The organism is Pseudomonas sp. 8O (assembly GCF_902506495.1).
GTDB lineage: Bacteria > Pseudomonadota > Gammaproteobacteria > Pseudomonadales > Pseudomonadaceae > Aquipseudomonas > Aquipseudomonas chaetocerotis.
In genome coordinates this window covers 2,055,604-2,075,966 of record NZ_LR733264.1, presented here as the reverse complement: position 1 = coordinate 2,075,966, position 20,363 = coordinate 2,055,604, and the positions used below count along the sequence as shown (strand labels likewise).

The 20,363-nt window shown below is 65.1% G+C and carries 20 protein-coding genes; 3 read left to right on the top strand and 17 right to left on the bottom strand.

The window, feature by feature from the left end; all coding sequences use genetic code 11:
- Positions 1-34: 34 nt before the first annotated feature.
- From GV002_RS12385 to glyQ, 10 genes are all read right to left on the bottom strand, one after another.
- A complete protein-coding gene (locus GV002_RS12385) occupies positions 35-967 on the bottom strand; it encodes a phosphatidate cytidylyltransferase (protein ID WP_160018657.1) in 933 nt (310 codons plus the stop codon).
- A 1-nt stretch (position 968) separates the two neighbouring features.
- Positions 969-1,589, bottom strand: coding sequence for a lysophospholipid acyltransferase family protein (locus GV002_RS12380; protein ID WP_074677272.1), 621 nt, complete (start codon positions 1,587-1,589; stop codon positions 969-971).
- Positions 1,590-1,598: 9 nt separating this feature from the next.
- On the bottom strand, positions 1,599-2,033 hold the full coding sequence (locus GV002_RS12375; RefSeq protein ID WP_160018656.1) for a hypothetical protein: 435 nt from the start codon (positions 2,031-2,033) through the stop codon (positions 1,599-1,601).
- Complete coding sequence (locus tag GV002_RS12370; protein ID WP_178094649.1) at positions 2,023-3,360, bottom strand: phosphatase PAP2/dual specificity phosphatase family protein; 1,338 nt, start codon at positions 3,358-3,360, stop codon at positions 2,023-2,025. Before GV002_RS12370 ends, GV002_RS12375 begins: the two co-directional genes overlap by 11 nt.
- Entirely contained in the window at positions 3,360-5,114 is a 1,755-nt protein-coding gene (locus tag GV002_RS12365; RefSeq protein WP_160018655.1) for a bifunctional alpha/beta hydrolase/class I SAM-dependent methyltransferase, read from the bottom strand. Before GV002_RS12365 ends, GV002_RS12370 begins: the two co-directional genes overlap by 1 nt.
- 26 nt (positions 5,115-5,140) lie before the next feature.
- The gene (locus GV002_RS12360) at positions 5,141-5,746 is read right to left on the bottom strand and encodes a CDP-alcohol phosphatidyltransferase family protein (RefSeq protein WP_160018654.1); all 606 of its coding nucleotides are present in this window, start codon (positions 5,744-5,746) and stop codon (positions 5,141-5,143) included.
- Between the two features lie 243 nt (positions 5,747-5,989).
- Positions 5,990-6,757, bottom strand: coding sequence for a lysophospholipid acyltransferase family protein (locus GV002_RS12355; RefSeq protein ID WP_160018653.1), 768 nt, complete (start codon positions 6,755-6,757; stop codon positions 5,990-5,992).
- A 13-nt stretch (positions 6,758-6,770) separates the two neighbouring features.
- Complete coding sequence (gene gmhB, locus GV002_RS12350) at positions 6,771-7,301, bottom strand: D-glycero-beta-D-manno-heptose 1,7-bisphosphate 7-phosphatase (protein ID WP_160018652.1); 531 nt, start codon at positions 7,299-7,301, stop codon at positions 6,771-6,773.
- Positions 7,302-7,382: 81 nt separating this feature from the next.
- Positions 7,383-9,437 (bottom strand): glycine--tRNA ligase subunit beta, encoded by a 2,055-nt coding sequence (gene glyS, locus GV002_RS12345; RefSeq protein WP_160018651.1) that lies wholly within the window; start codon positions 9,435-9,437, stop codon positions 7,383-7,385.
- Positions 9,434-10,381 carry a glycine--tRNA ligase subunit alpha gene (glyQ, locus tag GV002_RS12340; protein WP_037001019.1) on the bottom strand — a complete coding sequence of 316 codons (948 nt, stop codon included), beginning with the start codon at positions 10,379-10,381 and terminating at the stop codon, positions 9,434-9,436. Before glyQ ends, glyS begins: the two co-directional genes overlap by 4 nt.
- 172 nt (positions 10,382-10,553) lie before the next feature.
- On the opposite strand from glyQ, the gene GV002_RS12335 reads away from it, so the two are divergent.
- The 3 genes from GV002_RS12335 to GV002_RS12325 are packed head-to-tail and all read left to right on the top strand — an operon-like array spanning position 10,554 to position 12,658.
- Positions 10,554-11,108 (top strand): DNA-3-methyladenine glycosylase I, encoded by a 555-nt coding sequence (locus GV002_RS12335; RefSeq protein WP_160018650.1) that lies wholly within the window; start codon positions 10,554-10,556, stop codon positions 11,106-11,108.
- On the top strand, positions 11,105-11,713 hold the full coding sequence (locus GV002_RS12330; RefSeq protein ID WP_160018649.1) for a pyridoxamine 5'-phosphate oxidase family protein: 609 nt from the start codon (positions 11,105-11,107) through the stop codon (positions 11,711-11,713). The genes GV002_RS12335 and GV002_RS12330 overlap by 4 nt, the downstream gene beginning before the upstream one ends.
- A 57-nt stretch (positions 11,714-11,770) precedes the next feature.
- A complete protein-coding gene (locus tag GV002_RS12325) occupies positions 11,771-12,658 on the top strand; it encodes a lysophospholipid acyltransferase (RefSeq protein WP_160018648.1) in 888 nt (295 codons plus the stop codon).
- Positions 12,659-12,701: 43 nt separating this feature from the next.
- Here the strand turns inward: GV002_RS12325 and GV002_RS12320 are convergent, their stop codons facing one another.
- The 7 genes from GV002_RS12320 to GV002_RS12290 are packed head-to-tail and all read right to left on the bottom strand — an operon-like array spanning position 12,702 to position 20,197.
- The gene (locus GV002_RS12320) at positions 12,702-13,727 is read right to left on the bottom strand and encodes a Rieske 2Fe-2S domain-containing protein (protein WP_160018647.1); all 1,026 of its coding nucleotides are present in this window, start codon (positions 13,725-13,727) and stop codon (positions 12,702-12,704) included.
- The gene (locus GV002_RS12315; RefSeq protein ID WP_160018646.1) at positions 13,724-14,851 is read right to left on the bottom strand and encodes a GNAT family N-acetyltransferase; all 1,128 of its coding nucleotides are present in this window, start codon (positions 14,849-14,851) and stop codon (positions 13,724-13,726) included. The genes GV002_RS12320 and GV002_RS12315 overlap by 4 nt, the downstream gene beginning before the upstream one ends.
- Positions 14,848-16,002 (bottom strand): ATP-grasp domain-containing protein, encoded by a 1,155-nt coding sequence (locus GV002_RS12310; RefSeq protein WP_160018645.1) that lies wholly within the window; start codon positions 16,000-16,002, stop codon positions 14,848-14,850. Before GV002_RS12310 ends, GV002_RS12315 begins: the two co-directional genes overlap by 4 nt.
- Entirely contained in the window at positions 15,990-17,345 is a 1,356-nt protein-coding gene (locus tag GV002_RS12305) for a F390 synthetase-related protein (protein ID WP_160018644.1), read from the bottom strand. The genes GV002_RS12310 and GV002_RS12305 overlap by 13 nt, the downstream gene beginning before the upstream one ends.
- Positions 17,332-18,186 (bottom strand): MBL fold metallo-hydrolase, encoded by an 855-nt coding sequence (locus GV002_RS12300; protein WP_160018643.1) that lies wholly within the window; start codon positions 18,184-18,186, stop codon positions 17,332-17,334. The genes GV002_RS12305 and GV002_RS12300 overlap by 14 nt, the downstream gene beginning before the upstream one ends.
- Positions 18,183-19,181 (bottom strand): NAD-dependent epimerase/dehydratase family protein, encoded by a 999-nt coding sequence (locus GV002_RS12295; RefSeq protein WP_160018642.1) that lies wholly within the window; start codon positions 19,179-19,181, stop codon positions 18,183-18,185. The genes GV002_RS12300 and GV002_RS12295 overlap by 4 nt, the downstream gene beginning before the upstream one ends.
- Entirely contained in the window at positions 19,178-20,197 is a 1,020-nt protein-coding gene (locus GV002_RS12290) for a 3-oxoacyl-[acyl-carrier-protein] synthase III C-terminal domain-containing protein (protein ID WP_160018641.1), read from the bottom strand. The genes GV002_RS12295 and GV002_RS12290 overlap by 4 nt, the downstream gene beginning before the upstream one ends.
- Positions 20,198-20,363: the final 166 nt, after the last annotated feature.

Here is a 20,363-nt window from a genome sequence, read left to right as displayed (position 1 = left end):
TAGTGCAATCCTTTGTCCCAGTGCTTGCGTCAGGTCAGGCCCACCAGTAGCGCACCATATGGAAGAACACCGGTGCTGCGAAGCACACCGAATCGAGGCGGTCGAGCATGCCGCCGTGCCCTTCGATCATGTGGCCCCAGTCCTTCACCCCACGGTCGCGCTTGATCGCCGACATCACCAGGCCGCCGGCAAAACCCAGCAAGCACACCAGCAGGGCGAACAGCGCTGCCTGCCAGAAGGCGAACGGGGTGATCCAGCACAGCATGGCGCCGATCAGGGTAGCCAGAGCCACGCCGCCGACAAAGCCTTCCACGGTTTTCGAGGGTGAGAGGTTGGGCGCGATCTTGTGTTTGCCGGCCAGCTTGCCGCACACGTACTGCAACACGTCGGAGAGCTGCACGACGATGATCAGCCAGGCGATCAGCAGCAGGTTGCGGCCCTCGTAGCCGGGAATGTCCAGGGTCAGCAAGGCGGGCACCGAGGAGATGCAGTAAACCGCGATCATCAGGCCCCACTGCACCTTGGCCGCACGTTCGAGGTAACGCGTGGTGTCGCCGCCCAGCGAAGCGAGGATCGGCAGCAGCAGGAACAAGTAGACCGGGATGAAGATGGCGAACAGGCCGTACCAGCCGAAGGCGATCAGCACGTACTGCATTGGCAGGGCAAAGTAGAAGGCCGCCACCAGCGCCGGGTAGTCGCTGCGCCGGGTCGGCGTCAGGGTCATGAACTCGCGCAGGGCATAGAAGGATACGAAGTAGAACAGCACCACAACGCCGATGTTGCCGAACAGGAAGGCGATGCCGATCACCAGCACCATCACCCACCAGGCGTTGATCCGCGCGTTGAGGTTGTCGACCACCGGGTTGGGGCGGTCGCCGCTGCGTTTCTTGAGGATGAAGCCGACCAGACTGGCCAGCAGGAGCAGGGCACCGATACCGGCGAATAACAGCAGGGTATTACGATCCATCTCAGGCCTCCTCGGGTGCCAGTGCCAGCAGGGCGTTACGCGCGCGTTCCAGGAAGGCGTCCTTGCCTTCACCCTCGATGGGCTCCAGCGCAGCGCCAAAGCTCAGGGTGCACAGCAGCGGCAGCGGTAGCGCCCTGCCCTTGGGCATGACCCGATTGAGGTTGGCGATCCACACCGGCACCAGCTCCACATCCGGGCGCGCCTGAGCCAGGTGATAAAGGCCGCTCTTGAAGGGCAGCAGCGGCTCGTCGCCGAGGTTGCGCGTGCCCTCGGGGAAGATGATCAGCGAGTCGCCGCCGTCCAGCGCATCGAGCATCGCTTGCAGCGGGTTGGCGCCTTCCTTGCGCTCGCGGTCGACCAACACGCCGTTGAATACCTTGTTGATCAGGAAGCTGCGTACGCCCGGCTTCTGCCAGTAGTCGGCGCCGGCCACTGGTCGGGTGCGTTTGCGCAGTTCCGGCGGCAGTGATGCCCAGAGCAGGACGAAATCGCCATGGCTGCTGTGGTTGGCGTAGTACAGGCGTTGCGTTGCCTGCGCGGTGCTGCCGAGCCACAGGGCTCGTGCGCCGGTCAGCAGGCGAGCTGCCGAGGTGATGGCGAAAGCGGTCAATGCAGCGAGCATGGCGACTCCTTAAGCGAAAACGATGAAAATTCCGAGTACAACGATGACGATCTGCAGCAACAGGCACAGCGCCTGTTTGCGCAGCAGGCCGAGTGCGCCCTGAGAGCGAAGGCTCCAGGTACGGCCAGCCTGCTGTGCATTCTGCAGGCCCAGATTCTGTAGCGCCTGATCCAGCGCATGGGTCTGGCTGTCGAGCTGTTCACCGGCCAGGGCCAGGCGTTGAAAGAGTTCGGCGTCCAGCGCCACGCGCAGCGCCCAGTACTTTTCGGCCAGTCCGGTGATCAGCAGCGCGGCGCAGAGCGCCGCCAACGTCAGGCTCGCGGGCGCGCCAAGCCATGGCGCCAGGCCGAAGACCACGGCGAGCAGGCTCAGCGCGCTGGAGAAATGATCGAGGCTGCGCCCCCGTCGCAACAGTGCCGCGACCAGCAGCAGATCAGCCTGCATGAGCGACCTCCAGTCTGGGGCTGGCATCGAGCATGCCCTGCAGTGCGGTCAGGTGCTGCGGGCCAAGCACGATCTGCGGCCGCGCCTGGCGGATGAGCGCCACGGCCGCTTCCACGCTCTGGCAGCGGCCACTGTGCAGCAGCCAGGCCGCCACGGCGGTGGCACTGCGCGAATAACCGAGGGCGCAGCACACCAGCAACGGGCCCTCATGACGCAGACGTTCTATGGCCTCGGCGGCGCGTTGGCAGGTCAGCGCATCTGGCGCCACCAGATCCAGTGACGGCAGGCTGCAGTAGTTCTGAGGCGTATGCAGCAGCGGCAGTTCGGCACAGAGGTCGACCAGAGCGGCATAGCCGTCGAGGTCGCCTGCGGCGGGCAGGCGGCCGAGGTCGATGCCCTCCACGACCTGGCTTGGCGCAGGCTGGCGGTATGTCCACAGCCGCGAGTTGATCCAGGCGCCGATCAGATAGGGGGCGAGCAACGCCGTGGCGGCCGGGCTGAGACGCCCATTGGCTTGTTTCTGGAAGCCGCCAGCACCGAACAGCAGGTAGTTGAGCGCAACCAGCGCCAGGGCAACGGCCAGCCAGAACAGCCACAGCCAGGCACCGCCGAGCTTGACCGCGAGCACGGCGCTCAGCGTTGCGCCAAGCCCGTAGCGCAGTGCCAGGCGCCAACGGCGCGGATCGCTGGCCAGGCGTATCTGCTTCAGAGGCGTATCGCCCTGTAGCGGCAGCAGCCACAGGCAGAGGAAGCCGGCCATCGCCCCGGTGGGCACGTCGATGAAGTGGTGCTGCCAGGTGGTCAGCACGGAAATGCCGATCAGCGCCATCCAGCCGTGCAGCAGGCCACGCCAGAACGGGCCGCGCGTGTGATTGGCGAACATCGCCCAGATGATCACCAGCAAGGTGATATGCAGCGACGGCGCCTGGTTGAAGGGTTTGTCGAAGCCCATCAGTACGTCGAACATCAGGCCGAAGGTGCCGTCCAGCGCTGGACGCTCGAAGGTGAAGCGCAGTGGCCAGAGCAGGAAACAGGCTACGCAGATCACCTGGGCGGCAAGCAGGCGCAGGGCGTGGCGATCCATTTCGCGGCGGCAGGCCGGCAGCAGGAAGGACAGGCCATAGAGCAGGTCGATCGACCAGTACGGCACGATGCTCCAGGGCCACAGGGGTATCTGCGGCTCCCAGGCGAAGACCAGGCTGCCGACGTCATCGCGCTGCCCGCTGAACCAGTTGGCGAAGCCGTAACTGGCGAAGAACAGCGGGCCGAGCAGCAGCAGCCAGAGTACGCCGCGCTTCCACAATCCTTGTTCGCGGGCGTGCTCCATCACTTCACCCGTTGTGCCAGGGACACACTGAAGATGCCCCATTGGTCGATGCGCTGCGCCACCTTGCGAAAGCCTGCGGCCTCGACCAACTGATCCATCTCCGCTTGGCTGCGCCGACGCATGACCCAGGCCTGGCCGTCGCGGTGGCTGGTCAGGGCGCGGGCGATCAGTTCCAGCTGCGGGTGCCAGGGCTGGCCGGTGTAGACCAGATAACCGCCCTCCTCGACTGCCGCCGCCAGGCCGGCCAGCGAATCGCCGACCATCTGGTTGCTGCCGAACAGTTCGTACAGGCCGGAGACCACCGCCAGGGTCGGTTTCGGGTCGAGTGCGGCGAGGTCGTCACGGTCGAAGGCATCGCCTTTGACGAAACGGGCGATATCGCCCAGGCCCTTCTGCTCGATCAGGGCATTGCCGTCGCGCACGTTGATGTCGCTGTAGTCGCGCAGCAGGATCGAGTCGGGCCGCTGCTCCTGGCTTTCCAGCGATTCGAGGATGTAGCGGCCGTGGCCGGCGGCGATATCGACGATGCGCACCGCACTGTTCGCTTCGCGCAGTTTGCTCATGGCCAGGCGCAGCAGCTCCTCGGCGTGCAGCTTGCGCTGGCGAATGCCACGCCAGCCAATGGAATCCAGATAGTTCTGGTCGATGAGTCGGCCCAGTGTGCCTTTGCCGGTGGGCTGGTTACGGTAGACATAATCGAGCGTGCTGCCGGAATCGAAGCCGGTGTCGAAGCCCAGTTTCACCCCGGCCGACACACTGCTGCCCAGGCGCATGCCAGCGCGGGTGGCGCGCCAGTAGAGGTCACGCAGCGAGTGCTTCGGCAGCGGTGCGGCCAGCTCCTCGGCTTCGGCACAGGTAGCGCCCAGGCGATCGGCATCGAGCAGCGAGGGGCGTGCGACCGGCTCCTCGAAATTGCGCAGGATGAAGCGCCGCGCGCGGCTCAGGGCGTGGGCGCGGTCACGCTCACCGAGGGTGTCGTGGAAGAAGCCCGGTAGCAGGTGCTTTTCCTTGCGCAGACTGCCGAGGCGCGCGAAGAAGTCTTCCTGCGGCTTGCGGTGGACGACGAAGTCGGCACCGGAGATCAGCAGTTGGGTCGGCACCTGGATCGCCTGGGCATCGGCGACGATACGGTCGGCAGCTTCGTACAGACCGAGCAACATGGTCACCGAAATTGGCCGGGCGATCAGCGAGTCGTTCTCGAAGGAGGCGATACGCTCGGGATCGTGGCTGAGGAACCGCGCCTTGACGTAGCTGTTGACGAAAAAGTTGCCGCGCAGGGCGTGCAACAGCTTCAGGCCGGGACGGGCGAAGGGCACGTAGAGCTTGACCTTGAACGCTGGCGAGGCGAGTACCAGGCAGCGCACCTTCGGCGCGTAGTCGTGGGCCCAGGTGGAGATGATCACCGCGCCAACGCTTTGCGCGACTACCGCCAGGTCCTCTTCGGCGATGCCGTGCTGGCTGCCGATATGCTCGACGAATGTCTGCACGTCACGCACGTTGGTGGCGAAGCTCGGGCTGTCGCCGCGTGCGCCGGGCGAAAGACCATGGCCACGGGCATCCCAGGCGAAGAAGTCGCAGTGCGGCAGCTCCAGTTCGTCCACCAGGTGGGCCATGCGCCCACCGTGCTCATGGCCGCGATGAAACAGCACGATGGCCTGGCGCGGGCCATCGACGGGCACAGTCGCCGGCCAATGGCGATAGCTCAGCTCGACGCCATCATGTGTGGTGAAGGTGTGAAGTTGTACGGGGCGCATGGAATCTCCTTATTCCTTGAGAGGGTTCAGGCCGTTTCGGCCAACCCGTGGCGAACGCGGTTGTAGAGCGTATAGAGCAGCAAGGCGAGGATCAGGGCCAATAGCAGGTTGATCCACAAAGCCGGAAGCAGGCCGGTGGCGACGCCAGCGCCGAGCACGCCGAAGCAGAAGGCGCGGTCACTCTTGCCCATCGGCCCGTCATAGCGACGTGAAGCGCCAACCATCGGGCCCAGTACGCCGGCGTACTCGCTGATTACTGCCAGCAGTACAACCAGAATCACCAGCAGCGGCGAAACGCCAGCCAGCAGAGCGAAGGGCAGATACAAGGCGCTGTCGGCGATCACGTCGCAGAGTTCGTTGAGGTAGGCGCCGAGCTTCGATTGCTGGCCGAACTCGCGCGCGAGCATGCCGTCGACGGCATTCAACGCCATGCGCAGCAGCATCCACAGCGGAATCAGGGCGAACAGCCAGGTGATGTGGCTGAACGCAGCGAGCAGGGCGCCAAGCAGCACGGAGACGACGGCTGCCGCCAGGGTGACCTGATTGGCGGTGACGCCGCGTGCGTAAAGACGTTCGACGCCGGGGCGCAGCAGATTCTGGAAGGCCGGTTTGAGCTGGTAGATCGAGGGCATGGCAGTGAATTCCTTTTCGTGTCCCATCTTCGGCCATTGCCGCGGGCGAGACTGTGAACCCATCGTGGTAGAAGCGGATTCATCGATGGCATACGTAGCGCAGGTACGACCCGCCCTACCTGTGAATCACAACTTATACCCCGTCGTGGGATTTTCCTAGCGCTGGTGATTCGTCAGGAAAATCAGCCGGATGTGATCGATGGTGGCGCTTTGCTTGCATTTGACGCACAGCTTATCCACAGATCAGGCCGTTTCGCCCAGGCGGCTGAGCTGCGGCTCTTCGCCGCGCAGTTCGGTTTGTTGCTGGCGCACCCACTGAAAAGCACGTTCGTTGAGTTCGGCGATGGCACGCGGGCCTTCGCCCTCGGCATACATCGGCGGGCCGATGATGACCTGGATGGTGCCCGGGCGCTTGCCCCAGCCTGCCTTCGGCCAGAACTCACCAGCATTGTGGGTGATGGGCAGTACTGGCAGTCCGGCATTCACCGCCAGGGAGGTGCCGCCTCGGGAGAACTTGCCGATCTGGCCTGGTGGAATCCGCGTGCCTTCGGGGAACACCAGCACCCAGGCGCCCTGCTTGAGGCGTTCGTCGCCCTGCTTGGCCAGCTGCTTGAGCGCCGCCTTGGGGTTGCTGCGGTCGATGGCGATGGGCTTGAGCAGCGCCATGCCCCAGCCGAAGAAGGGCACGCGCAGCAATTCACGCTTGACCACCTGCGACAGTGGCTCGAAGAAGCCGGAGAGGAAGAAGGTTTCCCAGGTGCTCTGGTGGTTGGCGAGGATCACACAGGGGCGCTCCGGGATGTTCTCCAGGCCGCGCACTTCATAGCGGATACCGACGATCACCTTGGCCAGCCACACGGCGCAGTTGCACCAGGCCTGGACGACGAAGCGGTAGCGTTGGCGGAACGGCAGCAGCGGCGCGACCACCAGGCTGATCAGGCACCAGAAGAAGGAGCTGGACGACAGCAGCAGGTAGAAAAGCGTGACTCTGAGTGCCTGCAGGATCGCCATTGAACTTCGCACCTTATGAAAGCAGTTGATCGGCAACAGCCGCCAGATCATCGAATACCAGGGTTCCCGGCGGCAACGGCTTGGCCAGGGTTCGTTCGCCCTTGCCGGTTTTCACCAGCACAGGCTGACAATCGACGGCCAGCGCGGCCTGCAGGTCACCGCCGGTATCGCCGACGAACCAGATTCCTGCCAGTTCCGTGGCGTAGTGCGCAGCGATCTGCCGGAGCATGCCCGGTTTCGGCTTGCGGCACTCGCAGCCATCGTCCGGCCCATGCGGGCAATGAACGATCAGGCCGACTTCACCGCCCTGCTCCGCCACCAACTCGCGCAGGCGCGTGTGCATCGACTCCAGGGTCGCCAGGTCGTAATAACCACGGGCGATGCCGGACTGGTTGGTGGCCACCGCCACCGTCCAACCGGCTTTCGACAGGCGTGCGATGGCGGTGATCGACGAAGGGATTGGCAGCCATTCGTCGAGCGTCTTGATATAGGCGTCGGAGTCTTCGTTGATGACACCGTCGCGGTCGAGGATCAGTAGTTTCATGCAGTCGTTTCAGAGTCTGCCGTAGGAGCGAGCTCTGCTCGCGAACGCTTTCACGCGCGGAGCTCGCTCCTACAGAAGTTGTCAGCCCAGTACCGAGATGTCCGCCACGCCGAGGAACAGCCCGCGCAGGCGGGCCAGCAGGGCGTATCGGTTGGCGCGCACGCGTGCGTCTTCGGCGTTGACCAGCACGGCCTCGAAGAAGGCATCCACCGGCTCGCGCAGGCCAGCCAGCTTGGCCAAGGCCTCGTTGTACTGGCGGGCGGCGGCCAGCGGCTGTACGGCCTGGTCGGCCTGCTGGATGGCGGCGTGCAGGGCGAACTCGCTGGGGTTGTCGAAGTAGTGCGCCTCGACCTGGGCGGCGACGCCACCTTCGGCCTTGCTCAGCAGGTTCGACACACGCTTGTTGGCGGCGGCCAGGGCAGCGGCCTGCGGCAGCGTGCGGAAGGCCTGCACGGCCTGCACGCGCTGGTCGAAGTCCAGCGGTGAGGTCGGGTTGACCGCACGCACCGCCTGGTACACGGCCACTTCGATGCCTTCGTCTTCGTAGCGTGCACGCAGGCGGTCGAAGATGAACTCCAGCACCTGGGCGGCCAGGCCTTCGGTCTTGATCTTGCCGGCGTACTGGGCGACAGCGAAGTCGACTGCAGCAGCCAGGTCCAGGTCCAGGCCCTTCTCGATCAGGATGCGCAGCACGCCGAGGGCGGCGCGACGCAGGGCGTAGGGGTCTTTCGAGCCGGTCGGCAGCATGCCGATGCCGAAGATGCCGACCAGGGTGTCGAGCTTGTCGGCCACCGCCACGGCAGCACCGGTCAGGGTGCTTGGCAGTTCCGCGCCGGCACCGCGTGGCATGTATTGCTCGTTCAGGGCCAGGGCGACGTCCTGCGGCTCACCGTCGTTGAGCGCGTAGTAGTAGCCGGCGATGCCCTGCATCTCGGGGAATTCGCCGACCATCTCGGTGGCCAGGTCGCACTTGCTCAGCAGGCCGGCACGGGCAGCGCGCTGGGCGTCGCCACCGACTTCGCGGGCGATGAAGCCGGCCAGGGCGGAGACGCGCTGGGCCTTTTCGAATACCGAACCCAGCTGGGCCTGGAACACCACGTTGGCCAGGCGCTGGTTGAAGCCTTCGAACTTCTGCTTCTTGTCCTGCTTGAAGAAGAACTCGGCGTCGGTCAGGCGCGGACGCACGACCTTCTCGTTGCCCGAGACGATCTGCGCCGGGTCCTTGGACTCGACGTTGGCCACGGTGATGAAGCGCGGCAGCAGCTTGCCGTTCGCATCGAGCAGGCAGAAGTACTTCTGGTTGTCCTGCATGGTGCTGATCAGCGCCTCCTGCGGCACCTCGAGGAAGCGTTCCTCGAAGGAGCAGACCAGCGGTACCGGCCATTCCACCAGCGCGGTGACTTCGTCCAGCAACGCTGGCGGCACGATGGCCGTGCCCTGCTCAGCCGCAGCCAGCTCGTCGACGCGGTGGCTGATGAGCTCGCGGCGCTCGGCGAAGTCGGCCAGCACGAAGGCGCTGCGCAGGTCTTCGGCGTAATTGGCCGGGGCGCTGATACGCACGTCGCGGTTGGCGTGGAAGCGGTGGCCACGGGAGACGCGACCAGCCTTCTGCGCGAGGATTTCGCAGTCGACCACGGCGTCGCCGAAGAGCATCACCAGCCACTGCGTCGGGCGCACGAATTCGTCGCGACGGGCGGCCCAGCGCATGCGCTTGGGAATCGGCAGGTCGTTCAGCGAATCCTGCACGATGGTCGGCAGCAGGTTGACCGCCGGCTGGCCAGGGATGTGCTGGGCGAAGCGCAGTTTCGCACCGCTGCGGTCGATCTCGGCGATGTCCACGCCGCACTTGCGGGCGAAGCCCAGGGCGGCCTGGGTCGGGTTGCCGTCGGCGTCGAAGGCGGCCTGTATGGGCGGGCCGTCGAGGTTCATGCTGCGGTCGGCCTGCTGCTCTTCGAGCTGCTCGACCAGCACCGCGAGGCGGCGCGGCGCGGCGTACATGCGGCTGGCGGTGTAGCTCAGGCCGGCGCTCTTGAGGCCTTTCTCGATACCGGCGAGGAAGGCCTCACCGAGGCTCTTCAGGGCTTTGGGTGGCAGCTCTTCGGTGCCCAGTTCGACCAGGAAATCTTTCGCACTCATGCTTGCGCCTCCAGCTTGGCCAGTACTTCGTCACGCAGTTCGGGGGTGGCCATGGGGAAGCCGAGCTTGGCGCGCGCCTGCAGGTAGCTCTGCGCTACCGCGCGGGCCAGGGTGCGCACGCGCAGGATGTACTGCTGACGCGCGGTCACCGAGATGGCGCGGCGGGCGTCCAGCAGGTTGAAGGTGTGCGAGGCCTTGAGCACCATTTCGTAGGTCGGCAGCGGCAGCTGAAGCTCGATCAGGCGGTTGGCTTCGCTCTCGTAGAAGTCGAACAGCTCGAACAGCTTCTCGACGTTGGCGTGCTCGAAGTTGTAGGTGGACTGCTCCACCTCGTTCTGATGGAACACGTCGCCGTAGGTCACGGTGCCGAACGGGCCGTCGGTCCAGATCAGGTCGTAGACCGAGTCGACGCCCTGCAGGTACATGGCCAGACGCTCCAGGCCGTAGGTGATCTCGCCGGTCACCGGGTAGCACTCGATGCCACCGACTTGCTGGAAGTAGGTGAACTGGGTGACTTCCATGCCGTTGAGCCAGATTTCCCAGCCCAGACCCCAGGCGCCGAGAGTCGGCGATTCCCAGTTGTCCTCGACGAAGCGGATGTCATGCACTTCCGGATCGAGGCCGATGGCCTTCAGCGAACCCAGGTACAGCTCCTGGAAGTTCTCCGGGTTGGGCTTGAGGACCACCTGGAACTGGTAGTAGTGCTGCAGGCGGTTGGGGTTTTCGCCGTAGCGGCCGTCGGTCGGGCGACGCGAAGGCTGCACGTAGGCGGCATTCCAGGTCTCCGGGCCAATGGCGCGCAGGAAGGTGGCGGTGTGGAAGGTGCCGGCACCTACTTCCATGTCGTAGGGTTGCAGCACTACGCAGCCCTGCTCGGCCCAGTAGTTCTGCAGGGCCAGGATCAGGTCCTGGAAGGTGCGCACGGCAGGCTTGGTCTGGCTCACGAAAAAATCACCTGTGGAGGCTTGCGAGGGAAAGCCGGAGAGTATATCGAAACTCGGCGCAGGCCGCAGGGTACGGCATATCGGCATCATTCGACGCGCAGCATGACTGTATTTATATCCAGTTATTTTATCGTTATAGTCACCGCTTCGACCCTGACCGAGGTTCACAGCCATGCCCCGCTGCTTCTGGTGTACCGACGATCCGCTCTACCAGGCCTATCACGACGAGGAATGGGGTGTGCCGCAGCGCGATGCCGGTCATCTGTTCGAGATGCTGCTGCTCGAAGGTGCGCAGGCTGGCCTGTCGTGGATCACCGTGCTGAAGAAGCGCGAGCGTTATCGCCAGGTGCTGCACGGTTTCGATCCCGAGCGCCTGGCCCGTCTCGGCGATGAAGAGATCGAGGCGCTGATGCAGGACCCGGGCATCATCCGCAATCGTCTCAAGCTCAAGGCCGTGCGGCAGAACGCCCAGGCCTGGCTGAAGCTGGAAGACCCGGTGACACTGCTCTGGTCGTTCGTCGGCGGCGCGCCGAAGATCAACCATTTCAGCGACCGTAGCCAGATGCTGGCGGTGACGCCCGAAGCCGAGGCGATGAGCAAGGCGCTGAAGAAGGCCGGTTTCACCTTCGTCGGGCCGACCATCTGCTATGCCTTCATGCAGGCCACGGGTATGGTGATGGACCACACCACCGACTGCGACCGCTATGCGCAACTGAAGGGCTCATGACCACCATCACCACGCTGGACGAACTGCAGGCACTGTACGGCGAAAGCCATGAACGCTCGCGGCGCAAGGAACTGCCGCGGCTGATCGAGCCCTACCGTGCGCTGATCGAAGCCTCGCCCTTCGTGGTGCTGGCCAGCGTCGGCCCGGACGGTCTGGACTGTTCGCCGCGTGGCGATGCGCCGGGTTTCGTGCAGATTCTTGACGACCAGACCCTGCTGCTGCCGGATCGTCCCGGCAACAACCGTATCGACAGCTTGCGCAACATCGTGCAGAACCCGCGCGTGGCGCTGCTGTTTCTGATTCCCGGCGTTGGCGAGAGCCTGCGCATCAACGGTCGCGCCGAGATTTCCCTCGACCCCGAGCTGCTCGAACTGGGCCGTGCCCAGGGCAAGCTGCCGCGCAGCGTGCTGCGCATCCATATCGATACCTGCTACTTCCAGTGTTCCAAGGCGGCGGTGCGCTCGGGCCTGTGGGATGCCTCGCGTCAGGTCGAGCGCGCCAGCCTGCCGAGCGCCGGCGATATCTTCCGCTGCATCGATGAAACCTTCGACGTCGATGCCTACCAGCGTGATCTGCAGCAGAGGCTTCTGACGAGCCTGTACTGACTGGCTCGGCCCTGGCCAGTTACACTGGACGCTTTGCGGAAACGGTTGGAGTCTGTCGTGGAAAAACTCAAGGGCGCCCTGGTGGTCGGTTTCCTGCGCCTGTTCGCACTGCTGCCCTGGCGCGCAGTACAGGCTGCGGGTAATGCCATCGGCTGGCTGATGTGGAAGCTGCCGAACGGCTCGCGCGACGTGGCGCGCATCAACCTGAGCAAGTGCTTCCCCGAGCTGAACGAGGCCGAGCTGGACAGGCTGGTCGGGCAAAGCCTCAAGGATATCGGCAAGACACTGACCGAAAGCGCCTGCGCCTGGATCTGGCCGGCGCACAAGTCACTCAAGCTGGTCCGCGAAGTCGAAGGCCTGGAAGTGCTGCAACAGGCCCTGGCCTCGGGCAAGGGTGTGGTCGGCATCACCAGCCACCTGGGCAACTGGGAAGTGCTCAACCACTTCTACTGCAACCAGTGCAAACCGATCATTTTCTACCGCCCGCCGAAGCTCAAGGCCGTCGACGAGCTGCTGCAGCAGCAGCGCGTGCAGATGGGTAACCGCGTCGCGCCCTCGACCAAGGAAGGCATCCTCAGCGTCATCAAGGAAGTGCGCAGGGGCGGCGCCGTAGGCATTCCTGCCGACCCGGAGCCGAGCCGCTCGTCGGGGGTTTTCGTGCCCTTCCTCGGCACCACTGCGCTGACCAGCAAATTCGTACCCGGAATGCTTACCGGCGGCAAGGCGGTCGGCGTGTTCCTGCATGCGCTGCGCCTGCCGGACGGCAGCGGCTACAAGGTGATCCTCGAAGCGGCGCCGGAAGGCATGTACAGCGAAAACGTGGAAGAAGGCGTGGCGGCGATGAGCGAAGTGGTGTCGCGCTACGTACGCAACTACCCGAGCCAGTACATGTGGAGCATGAAGCGCTTCAAGAAGCGGCCCGAGGGGGAGGCCAAGTGGTACTGAAGCTGTTTCGCCCATCTCTTGCCGATGTGATCGCGGCCAGGCTCTAAAGCTCCAGTTCCAGTCGCCGGGCAGCGAAGTCGTCCAGCCGTCCCTTCAGTAGCAATTGGCGAATCCAGGGGCCCAGCAGATCCTGGCGCCCGTCGAGCATCTGCACTGGCCCCCATTGCTCAGCGCATCCGGCGAAGCGTTGCTGGTTTGCGCTGACAGCCTCCAGGATGCGCTTGTCCTGGCGCAACACTACGCCGAATAGCGGCCGTATCAGTAGCTGTTTCAGCCAGGCGGGTAGCCAGCCGTGGCGGGTGGCAATGCGGGCGATCACCTGCAATTGACCGGGCTCGGCGGGAACGAGCCAGGCCGTGATCAGCAGCGTGAGCCGACCGCGGGCGTCGCGGTATTCGATTTCCGCCTGGCCCGGCAGGCGGAAGCGGCCGAAGCTCTCTCCGCGACTGCCTTCGAACAGCCGGGAGATCAGCCCGGTCTGCAGGCGCTCCTCGCTGTAACGCGCTTCGATCCCGTCTTCCAGTGCACGGATATCGGCGATCACCCGCTGGCGTTTGCTGTCGCGGCGAATCCAGCCGGCGTGTACGAAGTGCGTGTGGAAGGCGTCAAGGAAGTTCTCCGCCGCCTCTTGCTGGCTGCAACGGACCTTGTCGTGCATCCAGAACAGATCCAGTCCTTCCTGCGAGGTGCTACAGGGTAATGTCGGTGCCGCTAGCCTGGCGTCGCGTACCCATATCAGGCCGTGGGAATCCAGTGCCTGCAGCGGTTGCAGCATGGCTGCGCTGCTGCCTTCGTCGAGACTGCCCGGGGCGCGGGTGCATTGACCGGCGCCGTTGAAACGCCAGCCGTGGTAGGGACACTCGACTGCTCCGTCGCGCACGCAGCCGGCGCTGAGCGGAGCGAAGCGATGCGGGCATCGATCCGGCAATGCCGCAGGCCGCCCGTCGCGCTCGCGGAACAGGACCAGCGGCCGGCCGTGCAGCACGCGCGCCAACGGTTGGCCCACGCCGAGCTGCTGGCTTGTCGCCAACGGCCACCAGTAAGCCAGCGGCTGGTCGGTCGGGTTCATAGTTTCAGCTTCCTCATCAGCGGCACACCCAGCCCCTGCAGGAGTGCGGCCAGGGTGCGCCAGACCAGGCGCTGGCGCAGCGGCAGGTGAGCGATATGCAGCATGCTGTATTCGATCTGTGGCTGGCCGCCGCGCAAGCGCTTGAAGTGCGCTGCCCCGGAGCTGAAGTTGAGCAGCATGCGGCGTTTGGCCGCCTCTTCGAGGCACAGCCGGGTCAATTGGCGATAGAGCCCGGCACGCTGTGGCAGCGCAGTGTCATAGCCGACGATGGGCGCGCTGAGCACGGTGTCGCTGGCGAACCAGCCGACGACCCCATCGATACGACCGCTGTCCGCCCGCAGCACGCGCAGTTCGAGCCAGCCATCACGGTGGCCCTGCTCCAGCCAGGCTGCGCTGTAGTGCGGATTCAGGGCGCTGTATTTGTCCAGATAGAGCAAGTCGTAGAGCGCTTCGACACGCTCGAACTCAAGGTGTGTCAGGGTTTCGCCCGTATCCACCCGGTAACCGCTACGGCGCAGCAGCGTGGCATCGAGCCGGCAGTTGTGGTGACGCAGATAAGCGCTATCGGCACCCTCGCAGCCATCGAACAGATAGACCTGGCGGCTCGGCACGGCGAGATAGCCGAGTGCATCAAGCCGTTTCAGCAATACGGTGTTGCTGGCCGGGTTGAGCGAGCGAAAACCGAAGGCATGGCTCGGAAAACGCTGGCGTAGCTGCACTGTCAGCTCATCCAGGCCCTGGCCTTGCCAGTCCGAGGGATACAGGTTGGTCGACAGCAGCCAGTTGTTGACCTGCACGATGCGATCGATATGGGCGCTCCTGAGCAGGTATTCGACGCCCGCGACCAGCGGTTTCAGCAGGTGTGCAAGCAGCCGACTGGGCAGGCGCTGCAATTCGTCGCGGGCGTAGCCGCTGTAGGCGGTCAGTGGCGAGACCACATAGCAGTTGTCGGCCCGTTCGCCGCCGTGGTTGATCGATACCGGCATCTGCCACTGGTCGAGCTCGAGCAGCTGCAGTTCGCAGGCCAGGTTGCCGATACCGCGCTCGGCATGTTCGCGCACGTAGCGCGCCGCTGCGCTGTCGCGTTGCGCCAGTTGGGGATCGTCGGCAGCCAGCAGCTTCATGATCCTGGTGTTCCTGCGAGCGATTGACCGTCCCACTCGATATCCGCAGTCGAGGCTGCCAGCAGGCTGCGCCGGCGCATCAGCGCGCGCATGGCGATCTCGCCAACGCCGAGCAACTGGGCTGCCAGCGGGCCGAGGTCGCCGTCACGCTGGATCACGTCGCGCGCCGCGCGATAGTCGCTCCAGAAGGTACGGCTGGCGAGATGGCGTGGCGCGCCGATCAGCAGCATCGCGAGCGCCACCATGCGTGGGGTCGGGCTGGGCAGAAGCGGCTCACCGGCTGTACTCAGGGTGTTCACCAGCGCCGTGGGCTGGTCGTCGAACAAATGGATACCGCTGGTAGCGCGTGGGTTGCATTCAAGGACGTGAAAGACTCCCTCGGCATCAGCGATGAAGTCGAAGCCGACCTGGCCGTTATAGCCGGTGGCCTGACCGAAGGCCTCGACGAAGGTCCGCACGGCAGCAGGTTGTGCAGGCTGGAAGTAGATCCCGGAGCCACGTCCGACGCGATACAGCGGACGGTAGCAGGCATGTGCGCGTAACTGCCCGTTGACCAGCAGGCTGAAGCTGCAGTGTTCGTCGCCGGCGATGAAGCGCTGGGCTACCCAGGGTTGGTCTGGAGTCGGACGCAGTGTGCGAACGGCACTCTGGTCGGGACGGATCAGGGTGCGCGAGGCGAAGCGCGAATAGGCCGGTTTGAACACCCAGTCGCGGCTCTCTGTGGCCAGGGCGAGGCAGTCTTCGTGGCGTTGCAGCAGGCGTGTCTCGGGCGCTGCAACTTGCCAGCCGCGGGTCATCTCGGCGAAGCGGCCCTTGTGATGCAGGCGGTGCAGCAGCTCGAAATCGCTGGTCAGCACCCGGCACAGCGGTGTCAGTTGTGGCAAGCCATGGGCCAGGTAGAAGACCTCCTCGCAGGTCGGCAGGAGAAGGTCGATAGCGTCCTGGCGTATGCGCTCGGCCAGTGCGTCGACCCAGGCTTGCGGGTTGCTACGTGGCTCCGGCAGGCGGACGAAGCGGTGTACTGCCCGGCTCGAGCGAGCCAGGGGCCAGGTCAGTGAGTCACCGACGCTGACTGTCCAGCCGCTGGCGGCGAATGCGTGTGCCCATTCCAGGCATGCCGGCGCACGAGCACCGAGGATCAGTACGTGCATGGCGTTCCCTCTGGTCTGCGTTGCAGCAGCAGGCGGCGGCGCTTGGCGCCGGCTTCATCCGGCATCCAGTCGGTGATGTGCAAGGTCGCGGGCTGCACCTGCTGCTGTTGAAAAAATGTCGCCAACGCCTGGCGCAAGGTTGTGTCGGCCTTGCCGGGCGCTACGGCCTTCAACTGCAGATGCCAGTCCATGCCATCCTGGCACAGGCGCCATTCCTCCAGGTTGGTCTGCGCGGTAGCGATAGCGCGCCGCAGCAGATCCGGGTAGAGCGGACGCAGGCCGCTGCCATCCAGCGCCGGCAGCCAGAATATTTCATCGGCGCGGCCCTCGATGGCGGCCAGGGTGCGCTCGGCGCGGCCACAAGGGCATGGCGCCGACGCCAGTTGCAGAATGTCGTTGAGGCGATAGCGAACGATGATCTGGGTGGTACGCGAGAAGTCGGTGATCAGCGGCTGGAAGCGCCGTTGCTCCTGGTCCAGCCACTCGGGTTCGATCAGCAGATGGGTTTCGTTCAGGTGCAGGTTGCCACGCTCGCAGCTGTAGCCGAGAAAGCCTTCGCTGGCCTGGTAGATCTGTGCCGGGCGGTGGCCGAAGGCGTGCTCGATGCGCTGTGCGTCCTCTTCTTCGAGGACTTCGGCGACCGATACCAGATGCGCCGGGGCGATGCGCAGGTGCCCGGCCAGATGCGCGTCGGCCAGAGCGCGCAGTACCGTGGCCGGTGCTACCAGTACATGCGGCTGCTGTTGTTCGAGCGCTTCCAGCGCGGCGTCCAGGCCCAGCAGCAGATCATGGAAGACGAAGTCGATCCGGCGGCTGGACAGCGTGGTGTACAGACGGCTGTTGGCGCGCAGGAAGAAGGCAATGCGTAGCGGCGGTCGCCACGGCAGCAGATGGCCGAGCAGGCGTGTCGGCAAGGTGCGCGCCAGCAGTGTTCCGGCCCAGCGTTCGCGCTCTTCCCGGCCGACCAGAAAGACGCCGCGATGACCGGACGTGCCGCTGGAAAGGCCGACGGTCAGCTCGCCCAGCTGTGGGCTGAAATCCCGCGAGTGCTCAGCTTGCAGCGCTACGTCCAGAGCGGATTGCAGGTCGATGCCCTGGCTGTTGCAGGCGCTGAACTCGCTCATCAGCAGCGCCTTGTCCATGCCAGGCCATCGCTCCAGCGGTTGTCCCCGAAAAGCACTCAGGCGCGGCGCCTGTGGTGCGGTTTCGCGCAGAAAGCGCGTCAGCTGACGCGCTTGCCAGGCTTCCAGGCGGCGCCGGTCGGAGAAGCGCAGCCACCAACGACTGTGGATGAAGCTGATGGCAACGCGCAGCAGGCTGCGCAGTCGTTCAAGGTCGCGCATGGAATGCCTCTGCGGCCACTTCGCAGTGCGACGGCAGGATCAGCAGCGAGGGTTCGCGCCGGGCCAGTTCGCCTACGCCGGCGAAGGTCTGGCGATAGCTGCGTACAGCGCTGTTGCTGAACCACTGCGTTGCTGTGGGTGGCAGGCGACCCTCGCGGCAGGCCGGCAGCGAATAACAGGCGTCCGCCACCAGCAGCAGCGGCCGGCCACTGGCATCGGGGATGCACAGGCCGAGCTGGCCGTGGCTGTGTCCAGGGAGTACGACGCCGAGCAGGCTGCCATCGCCGAACAGGTCGAAACCGTCCCTGAACGGTGCCATCCACGCTGGCAGCGGCCGCTGTGGGTAATCGTCGGCGTGCTCCAGGCGTGTCGGGAAATCATCCGGTAGCAGATCCGGCAGGCGCCCCTGCAGCGTTGCCCGCCAGCGCTTGCCACGCAGCGCCAGCACATGCTCGCTCTCGGCGCGCAGGGCAATGAAGCGCGCCTGCGGAAAGTCGCGCAAGCCGGCAACGTGGTCGCCGTGATAGTGCGAGACGATCACTGTGGTGATCTCCTCATAACGAATACCGCGCCTGGCGAGCTGCGCCGACAGGCACTCTTCGGCAGGGAGATTCACTGGCAGCAGGCTACCGTAGAGGCGCTCGGGAAAAGTGGCGGTGGCCTTGAGAAAATGCGGCGCATAACCGGTGTCGTAAAGCATCCAGCCGCGCGTTGGGTGGCGCAGCAAGGCGCAGTACGACGGGAAGTCGACCTGCCGCAGCCCTGCACCGCGGGCAGCCATGCACGCCAGGTGGCGGCAACTGCCGACCCGTAGCCAGGCGACTTCGACCGATGCGCTCATCTACCCTGCTCCAGCCACCAGGCAGCGTGGCGACGAATGCCTTCTTCGAGGTTGATCTTTGGCTGCCAGCCAAGCTCGTGGCGAATCGCCGAGGTATCCAGGGTCTGGCTGAAGGCGAGTACGCCGGCGCTGTAGCGGGTCAGCAGTGGCTCCTCGCCGCTGCGCCAATGCGCGTCGGTTTCGAGCAGCCGGGCGACGGCGGAAACCAGCGGCCAGGGCAGTCGGCGCGTGCGTAGCGGCAGTGCGAAGGCCGTGGCGACGCGTTCCAGCAGATGGTCGAGACGGATAGGTTCGGCATTGCTGACGTTGTACAGGTTGTAGCGGCCTGGTAGCGGACGGGTCAGGCTGAGCCAGGCGGCATCGACCAGGTTGTCGATGTAAGTCAGATCGAGTTCGGCACGCCCACCGCGCATCAGTGGAATCGCCCCACGGCGCATCACGCGCAGCATGCGCGGCATCAGTGTGGCGTCCCACGGGCCGAACACGGCGCGCGGGCGCAACACCACGGTTGGCGCGACATCGGCTTCACGCAACAGCGCTTCGGCCATGCCCTTGGTTTGCGCATAGTGGTTCACGGGGGGCGGTAATGGATCGCTCTCGCGCACACCGAGTCGATCCTGGAAGTCGAAGTACAGACTCGGTGTCGACAGATGCACCAGGCGCGCGACGCCTTGCGTGCGACAGGCATTGATGACCTCTTCGGTAGAGGCGACGTTGGCGCGCTGAAATGCCTCGGCGCTGCCCCAGGGCGCCGATAGTGCCGCGCAATGCACCAGAGCATCGGCGCCCCGGGCCGCCTCTGCCAGCGCTGCACGTGCCTGTGGAGTGCCGTGTTCTATGGGTAGAAAGCGCATCGCTGCGCGAGCGTGGCGCAGTACTTCGTCAGCGGCGTCACGGTTGCGACCGCTGAATACCACCTCGCAACCCTCTGCGGCCAGGCGCCAGGCGATATGCCGACCGACGAAGCCGGTGCCTCCGGTGAGCAGAATCTTCATTCCAGCTCCAGCAGCATGCCACCGAGCGAAAGCCCGGCCCCTGTGCCGAGCAGCAGCACGCGCTGACCGGCGCGGATACGCCCGTCGCGCACGCCTATATCGAGGGCGGTCGGCAGCGATGCGGCGACCTGATTGCCGTAGTCGGCAAAGATGTCGATCACCTGCTCGGCAGAGAATCCCAGCCGCCTGCGCAGGTGTTGCATCGCCAGATGGCTGGCCTGGTGCGGAATCACTCGGTCGATCTGGGTCCGCTGCAATCGCGCTTCGTCGAGCAGAGACTGCACAAACCCCGGCAGATGGGTCGAGGCCAGGCGGAAAACCGCTTTGCCCTGCATGGTGAAACGACTCAGGGCGGCGAAATGCTCGTCGCCGCGCGAGGGGTGGTGACGTGAGCCGCCTGCCGCAATCTGGCAGAGCTCGGCGCCTTCGGAATAGGTGCGTAGCTGCGCAGCGAGGATGTTCAGGCGCAGCCCTTCGCCGTCGCGCCCGAGAACCACCGCCGCCGCGCCGTCGCCAAAGATCGCAGCACTGTGCAACTGCTGCCAGTCGAGCCCGCAGGAGGCAATGTCGGCACAGACCAGCAGCACTCGGCGGTAGCGACCAGCAACCAGTGACCAGGACAGCTGATCGAGGGCGACGATGAAACCGAGGCAACTGGCGTTGATATCGAAGGCCGGGATGCCGCTCGCGCCAAGGCCTAGCTCGCGGTGAACCAGCGCGGCATTACACGGCATACCCTGGTCCATGGTGCCGCTGGCGGCGATCACGCAGTCGAGCTGGTCTGCCGTCAGACCGGCAGCGTGAAGAGCCTTGTGCGCGGCCTGTGTGGCAAGGCTGGCGGCAGTGTCGTCGGCAGCGGCAACCGCGCGGCTGCGTACGCCACTGAGGCGCTCGACGCTGCCATCGGGCAGACCGAGCGAATGGTCGATTTCGGCGCTCGTCAGGCGCCGCTTTGGCAGGGCATGGCCGCTACCGAGAAGTGACAGGGTACGCAGAGGTAAAGAGTTGATCGGCATGCACAATCCATTGTTCAGGCATCGGGAACAGCCCGCATGATGAACCAGCAAGGCGTTTACGCCTACTGCGTAGGCTGTTCAGTCGTATATTTTCGTGCGCCAGGACGCCCTTTTGCGGAGGTCTCGACGGCGCTTATCCCTATCGGTCAAGGAGGTGTCGATGGTC

Bases quoted from the DNA above. Each gene is read 5' to 3' on its own strand.
- GV002_RS12385 (WP_160018657.1), bottom strand. From the start codon at position 967: ATGGATCGTAATACCCTGCTGTTATTCGCCGGTATCGGTGCCCTGCTC.
- GV002_RS12380 (WP_074677272.1), bottom strand. From the start codon at position 1,589: ATGCTCGCTGCATTGACCGCTTTCGCCATCACCTCGGCAGCTCGCCTG.
- GV002_RS12375 (WP_160018656.1), bottom strand. From the start codon at position 2,033: ATGCAGGCTGATCTGCTGCTGGTCGCGGCACTGTTGCGACGGGGGCGC.
- GV002_RS12370 (WP_178094649.1), bottom strand. From the start codon at position 3,360: ATGGAGCACGCCCGCGAACAAGGATTGTGGAAGCGCGGCGTACTCTGG.
- GV002_RS12365 (WP_160018655.1), bottom strand. From the start codon at position 5,114: ATGCGCCCCGTACAACTTCACACCTTCACCACACATGATGGCGTCGAG.
- GV002_RS12360 (WP_160018654.1), bottom strand. From the start codon at position 5,746: ATGCCCTCGATCTACCAGCTCAAACCGGCCTTCCAGAATCTGCTGCGC.
- GV002_RS12355 (WP_160018653.1), bottom strand. From the start codon at position 6,757: ATGGCGATCCTGCAGGCACTCAGAGTCACGCTTTTCTACCTGCTGCTG.
- gmhB (WP_160018652.1), bottom strand. From the start codon at position 7,301: ATGAAACTACTGATCCTCGACCGCGACGGTGTCATCAACGAAGACTCC.
- glyS (WP_160018651.1), bottom strand. From the start codon at position 9,437: ATGAGTGCGAAAGATTTCCTGGTCGAACTGGGCACCGAAGAGCTGCCA.
- GV002_RS12335 (WP_160018650.1), top strand. From the start codon at position 10,554: ATGCCCCGCTGCTTCTGGTGTACCGACGATCCGCTCTACCAGGCCTAT.
- GV002_RS12330 (WP_160018649.1), top strand. From the start codon at position 11,105: ATGACCACCATCACCACGCTGGACGAACTGCAGGCACTGTACGGCGAA.
- GV002_RS12320 (WP_160018647.1), bottom strand. From the start codon at position 13,727: ATGAACCCGACCGACCAGCCGCTGGCTTACTGGTGGCCGTTGGCGACA.
- GV002_RS12315 (WP_160018646.1), bottom strand. From the start codon at position 14,851: ATGAAGCTGCTGGCTGCCGACGATCCCCAACTGGCGCAACGCGACAGC.
- GV002_RS12310 (WP_160018645.1), bottom strand. From the start codon at position 16,002: ATGCACGTACTGATCCTCGGTGCTCGTGCGCCGGCATGCCTGGAATGG.
- GV002_RS12305 (WP_160018644.1), bottom strand. From the start codon at position 17,345: ATGCGCGACCTTGAACGACTGCGCAGCCTGCTGCGCGTTGCCATCAGC.
- GV002_RS12300 (WP_160018643.1), bottom strand. From the start codon at position 18,186: ATGAGCGCATCGGTCGAAGTCGCCTGGCTACGGGTCGGCAGTTGCCGC.
- GV002_RS12295 (WP_160018642.1), bottom strand. From the start codon at position 19,181: ATGAAGATTCTGCTCACCGGAGGCACCGGCTTCGTCGGTCGGCATATC.
- GV002_RS12290 (WP_160018641.1), bottom strand. From the start codon at position 20,197: ATGCCGATCAACTCTTTACCTCTGCGTACCCTGTCACTTCTCGGTAGC.